The 6,461-nt window shown below is 45.6% G+C and carries 5 protein-coding genes; 4 read left to right on the plus strand and 1 reads right to left on the minus strand.

Annotated features, from left to right (window positions below):
• Positions 1-78: 78 nt before the first annotated feature.
• Together BMX95_RS33340 and BMX95_RS33345 are read left to right on the plus strand one after the other, a co-directional pair.
• Positions 79-819, plus strand: coding sequence for a PrsW family intramembrane metalloprotease (locus tag BMX95_RS33340; protein WP_081202324.1), 741 nt, complete (start codon positions 79-81; stop codon positions 817-819).
• A 14-nt stretch (positions 820-833) separates the two neighbouring features.
• Positions 834-1,325, plus strand: coding sequence for a GNAT family N-acetyltransferase (locus BMX95_RS33345; RefSeq protein ID WP_081202323.1), 492 nt, complete (start codon positions 834-836; stop codon positions 1,323-1,325).
• 101 nt (positions 1,326-1,426) lie between these two features.
• Here the strand turns inward: BMX95_RS33345 and BMX95_RS33350 are convergent, their stop codons facing one another.
• On the minus strand, positions 1,427-2,203 hold the full coding sequence (locus BMX95_RS33350; protein ID WP_081202322.1) for a queuosine precursor transporter: 777 nt from the start codon (positions 2,201-2,203) through the stop codon (positions 1,427-1,429).
• A 346-nt stretch (positions 2,204-2,549) separates the two neighbouring features.
• Between BMX95_RS33350 and BMX95_RS33360 the strand changes: the two genes are divergently transcribed.
• On the plus strand, positions 2,550-5,183 hold the full coding sequence (locus BMX95_RS33360) for a hypothetical protein (RefSeq protein ID WP_081202320.1): 2,634 nt from the start codon (positions 2,550-2,552) through the stop codon (positions 5,181-5,183).
• Positions 5,184-5,361: 178 nt separating this feature from the next.
• Positions 5,362-6,276 carry a glycosyltransferase family 2 protein gene (locus tag BMX95_RS33365; protein ID WP_081202319.1) on the plus strand — a complete coding sequence of 305 codons (915 nt, stop codon included), beginning with the start codon at positions 5,362-5,364 and terminating at the stop codon, positions 6,274-6,276.
• Positions 6,277-6,461: the final 185 nt, after the last annotated feature.

Here is a 6,461-nt window from a genome sequence, read left to right on the forward strand (position 1 = left end):
TAACGTGTCAACTGGTCAACTGATCAACTATTTCTGCCTTCTGCCCCTCCCTTCTGCCCTTTTCCGTATCTTGGCGCCATGCTTTCTTTATTAGCTTTGGCTATTGCGCCCGGCGCCGCTATTACTATATATGTTTATTCGCGGGATAAATATGACCGGGAGCCATTAAAGCCCCTGCTGATCTCCTTTTTGCTCGGTATGGTGGCCACGGCACCCGCCATTCTTATTCAAACCTTGTTGAAACCGGTGCTGTTTGTTCAGTTTCCCAACTTCGATATCTGGTATTACTTTTTATTGGCATTTATTATCGTAGCCTGGAGTGAGGAAGGCAGCAAGTACCTGATGCTGCGGCTATATGCCTATCGCAATCCGGCCTTCAACGAACCCTTCGATGGCATTATTTACTCGGTAATGATCAGCATGGGTTTTGCCACGCTCGAAAATATCGGTTATGTATTGAATTATGGTTTTACTACGGGCCTCATCCGTATGTTCCTGTCGGTACCCTCGCATGGCGCTTTTGCCGTATTGATGGGCTACCATGTAGGACTGGCAAAATTCGACAAGCCGCATGCCATCATACACATGGCAAAAGGTTTTCTGCTGGCCGCTTTCTTTCATGGGGCCTTTGATTTCTTTTTGTTGTTACAGAACAGCACCCAGGTAAAAAAATATGTCTCCAACTGGCCGCTGATCGCCTGTGCACTGGTAGCCTGGTATTTTGCCATCCGCATGTCTATAAGATCTATCCGCCTGCATGAGGAGCTGTCGAAACAACAGCACCAAAAAAACAACGAGACAATTGCAGAAGAAGTGTAATACTTTTGCCGCTTATGATAAACATTCGCCTTGCAAACGAAAGCGACCTTACCACTGTTGAACAGCTGGCGCGGGAAATATGGCCTGTTGCCTATGATGGCATTGTGCCCCCGCAACAGCTGACCTATATGCTCGATCTCATTTACAACAATGCTGCCCTGCGCGACCAGCTGAACAACCAGCAGCATATTTTTTTAATGGTAGAACAACATGGGAAACCGGTTGGTTTCGCCTCTTACTCAACCGTAGCACCCGGCATAAGCAAACTGCATAAAATATACGTGCACCAAAGCACCCAGGGCCAGGGTATTGGCAAACAACTCATCGATCACATTATTGCGCAACTGCAACCTCAATCCATTCACACCTTACGATTGAATGTGAACCGCTACAACAAAGCACGTTTCTTTTACGAAAAACTGGGTTTTGAAATCAAGAAGGAAGAAGATGTCGATATCGGAAGTGGCTATTACATGATAGACTATGTAATGGAGAAGAAGTTATAAGTTGAAAGTTATAAGTTTAAAATTCAAAGCCTGCAAAACCAGAAACCCTGAACTTTAAACCTTGAACTTATAACTTTGAACTTTAAACTTTGAACTTTAAACTATTCACTTTCCCTTCCCATCGCTGCTAATTTCATTTTCCTGGCTACTTCATGCCCCAGGTATTTTTCAATCCTTTTTTCGACAATGATAATAACAGGGGTAAGAATTATCGCCATCAGGAATTTGTAGGTATAGTTCATCATACCAATCGCCAGGATCTGCTGCCAGGTAAAGATGCCTGAAAAAGCGATGAACAATACGATGTAGCTGTCTACCAGTTGCGATACAACGGTAGAACCGGTAGCGCGTAACCACACGTGTTTTTCGCCGGTACGTTTCTTTATTTTATGGAACACGGTCACATCTACGATCTGGCTTACCAAAAAGGCAACCAGGCTGCCGAGAATGATCCGCATACCCTGACCAAAGATGCCATCAAATGCGAGTTGCATATCGGGGATGCCCTGGTCTTTTCTGCTGGCTACCCAAAAATCGGCCGCAGGTACATGAATGGCCAGGTAAAACATCAGGAAGGCATAAGAAATAAGTCCAACCGCAATAAAACTGATGCGCCGTACCGCCTTGGGACCATAAAATTCATTGATAATGTCGGTCATAACAAACTCCAGCGGCCACAGTAATACCCCACAGGTTAGGGTAAAAGCCAGTCCATGCTGACCGAACATAGAAATATTGGCAGGATTGGTACCCAGTAACTTTTCCAGTGAAAACAGTTTGGTGCCTATACATTCCGCAATAAGGGCATTGGCAACAAAAAAAGCTGTAAAAAATACAAAAAGGCGGGTCGGTTTATCCTTAATAATGGATTGGATCATTTTAAAAAAAGTATTATCTCGGGAAATAAAAAAAGAAAATTAGTTATTAATAGCCATTTAGGTAAATGTTTCCAAACAGGTTTGCGTTGCAGCCAAAAAGCAAGAATAAAGCCGTTCACCACTATATTCAACAGAAAAGCGATCAAAATACCTAAAATTAACACCAGGGATACCAAATCATCGGAACGCCCTTCCTCAAGTATGGGATAAAAGCGCATGACCCATACCAATACGAAGCAAACATTACAAATAAAAGCCACCCGACTGAAAAATATTAAACTTTGCATATAGCCTTAACTTGCTGTAAAATTGCATTATTTTGCCCAACTATTAATTATTTGCAATAATGAAGAAAACACTCTGGCAACAGGTAATGCCACATCTGATATCCATTGGTATTTTTCTGATCGTAGCCTTATTCTTTGCAAAACCGGCTCTTGAAAGCGGTGTAATAATGAAACAGGGCGACATTACCAACTGGCAGGGTATGGTGCACCAGTCGAATCTGTACAAAGAAAAACATGGCCGTTTCCCGTTGTGGACCCCCGCCATGTATGCAGGTATGCCGGCTTACCAGATAGCTATGGATGGCCCCTGGACCCCATTGAATTTTGTAGACAGGGCCTTGCAGCTGGGATTACCTAAGCCCATCAACATCTTCTTCCTGGCCTGTATCAGTTTTTATTTTTTAAGCATGTGCCTGCGCATTCGCCCCTGGGTGGCTGTTATTGGCGGGCTTGCTTTTGCTTATAGTACCACCTTCCCCATCTTCATCTCTGCCGGCCACGACACACAAATGCTGGCCCTGGCCTATGCACCGGCGGCATTGGGAGGTATCATCTTATTATTCGATAAAAAATACATCAGCGGGTTTATTGTTACCGCCCTGTTCACCAGTATACAGGTGGCACAGGGACACCAGCAGGTAAGCTATTATATGTTCCTGGTTATGGGCATTATGGTGCTGTTCTTCCTGATCCAGGCATTCCGTTCAGGGGCCATAGCGCAACAACTGAAAGCCGTAGGATTTACAGCCCTGGCAGCGATCCTGGGCATTCTCATCAATTCATTAGCCCTGATGACCGTGTACGACTATTCAAAAGAATCGAAACGCGGCGGTCAGCTGGTAATGGATAAAAAACAAAGCCCCAACGATGTAATGAACGGCGACAAAACAAAAGGGTTGAGTAAGGAGTATGCATTTGGCTGGAGTTATGGCTGGCAGGAATCCCTGACCCTGATGTTCCCTGGTGTTCAGGGTTATGGTTCACACTATGAGGAACGCGATGGCGATCAGTTCATGTATCCCAAACTCACAGAGAACTCCCACGTAGCTAAATTACTGACCGAGAAACTAAACGTACCCGAAGATCAGGCAGGTAACATAGCACTGCAATTAAGCGGCAATTTATACTGGGGCGATCAGCCCTTTACCGCCGGCCCTATTTACCTGGGCGCTATTGTATGTATGCTGTTCCTTTTCGCCATGGTATACCTGGATGGTAAACACAAATGGTGGATCCTGACAAGCGCCATCCTGGGTGTATTGCTGGCATTGGGCAAACACTTTCCGGCGTTCAATTACTTCATGTTCGACTATTTCCCATTCTATAATAAATTCCGGGTGCCAACCATGGCGCTTGAAATTACCGGACTGGTGGTACCTGTTGCACTGGTACTGGCGTTGGAAAAACTGGTTAGCAGTGCCACTGTTGACCTTAAAAAATTACAACTGGCCGCCTATGTTGTCGGCGCAGTGTTTGTGATGGCAGCAACCGTTTACTTTACTTCCGACTACAGCGTAGAGAATAAAAAACGCACCGCTGCCATGACCCAGGTGATGAGTGGTGGCGCCAATGCCAATATACAGGCCGAAATGGAAAAGGTAAACCGGGAGTACCCGGCCGAAATAGACAACCACGTTTATGAAAACTTTTTATACCAGACCAAGGGCGATGCAGCTACTGCCAAAAGCTTACTGACAGCCTTGCGCCAGGACCGCCAAAGCGCTTTTGGGTCTACCATCGTGCGCTCGCTGATCTTTGTGCTGCTGGCCGCAGGTATTATCTATCTTTTTGCTATTAAAAAGATCAATGCCCTGGTGATGCTGGCAGGTGTGGGTTTATTAACTGTCATTGACCTGCTGGGCATGGACAGCAACTACCTGAACAACTATAACTTTGCCAGCAAGGATAACTATGAAGCATCAGAGTTTCCTTTAACAACTGCCGACCAGGCCATTCTGCAGGACAAAGATCCCAACTTCAGGGTACTGAATATGGGATCAGGCCAAAATCCATTCATTGGCGATTCACATACTTCCTATTATCACAAATCAATAGGTGGTTATCACCCCGCACGTTTGGGTATTTACGACGACCTGATAGAATACCAGTTCTCCGGTTCACCCAACCTGAATGTGATCAACATGCTGAATACAAAATATATTATCCAGCAGGCACAGCAGGGCGGCGCTATAGCAGCCCCCAATCCGAATGCATTGGGCAATGTATGGTTTGTGAAGAATGTAAAATTTGTAAATGGTCCTGTTGAAGAAATGAAAGGCCTGAACAGTTTCAACCCGGCCGAAGAAGCCATTGTTGAGAACAGGTTCAAATCAAATATCGATGGCTGGCAGCCGGCAGACAGCAGCAGCGCCGCCACCATCAAACAAACCGATTTCGATTTCGAGAACATTAAATACGAAAGCAACAGCAGTGCACCGCACCTGGCCGTGTTCAGTGAAATATTCTATAAAGACTGGCACGCCTACATCGATGGCAAAGAAGCACCCATTGCCAAAGCCGATTACGTGCTGCGTGCCCTGTTGATACCTGCAGGCAAACACACCATTGAATTCAAATTTGAAGCAAAAGTGTATAATACCGGTTACAGCATCTCAACCATTACAGGCTGGTTACTCACCCTGTTGATCCTGGGATACCTGGTATGGCTGGTAAAACCAATGCTGAAAAAGTAGTATTGAATACGGAACGACCTGTAAGGTGCGCCATTTGAGCTTGTTTTTATAGAAAGTTTATGCGCTCCTGACAGGTCGTTTTTAAGTTAGCAACCAGTCCTGTCAGGACCGCTTAAACCCATTAATTGTGCGTAACCCAAAGGCGGACCTTACAGGTCTTCCTCATTTTAAATAACCTATGAGTATAGCTATTGTTATTATAACGTATAACCGGCCCGACGATGCACTGGAACTGGCCCAAAACATCAGCCAGCTTCAAAATGTGACCACTTTGTGCAGTGAGGTTATCTTTGTCAATAACAAATCAACAGTGCCGTATACGGCGCTGGAAGCGTTTATAACGCAGCATCCGCAGATCCCTTTCCGCTATTTCAAAACAGAAGAGAATTTGGGCGTTTCCCGCGGACGAAACTTTGCCATTCAGCAAACCACCGCCCCCTACCTGGTTTTCCTCGACGACGATGCCCTGTTCAGTAACCTCGACGCCCTCCAGTATATTCAGCAGATCTTTACCGGCTGGGTCATCGAAAGCAACCGCCCCACCGGCATCATCTCCTTCAAAGTATATTACCATTCAACCGGAGAATTACAAAAAACCGCATTCCCGCATAAACAATTCGAGCGCCGTAAAGACTGGCATCATTTTCAAACGGGGTATTTTGTAGGCTGTGCCCATGCCATTCACCGCGATGTATTCGCAAAAACGGGATACTACCCTGTCAATTTCTTTTACGGCATGGAAGAATACGACCTGAGCTATCGCGCTATCGAAGCCGGCTTTGATATTGTGTACGACGATCGGGTGGTTATTTTACATAAGGAATCGCCGCTGGGCCGCCAGCCAAACCATGAAAAGCTTCGGGGTATGTGGGTGAATAAAACCAAAGTGGCCTGGAAATACCTGCCCTTTATCTATTTCGTTACCACCGCCATTTTATGGAGCTTCGAATACCTGAAAAAGACCGCCTACCTGCCCGGCTGGTTAAAAGGCTGGTTCCAGATCTTTGGCATCCCCGGCAGTGAAAAAAGAAAGCCGGTCAATAAAACCGGCTTGAATTATCTTAAAAAAGTAGAAGCACGTCTTTGGTACTGATATTGCGAGTAGTGAGTAGTGAGTAGTGAGTTGTGAGTGGTGAGTTGTGAGTAGTGAGTAGTGAGTGGTGAGTAGTGAGTGGTGAGTAGTGAGTGGGCTCGCGAGCTTTGAGAATACTTTATTATCTTGCATCTCCCAAATTCTTCTGCCTTCTGCCTTCTGCCTTCTGCCTTCTGCCTTCTGCC

The organism is Niastella yeongjuensis (assembly GCF_900110245.1).
Lineage (GTDB): Bacteria > Bacteroidota > Bacteroidia > Chitinophagales > Chitinophagaceae > Niastella > Niastella yeongjuensis.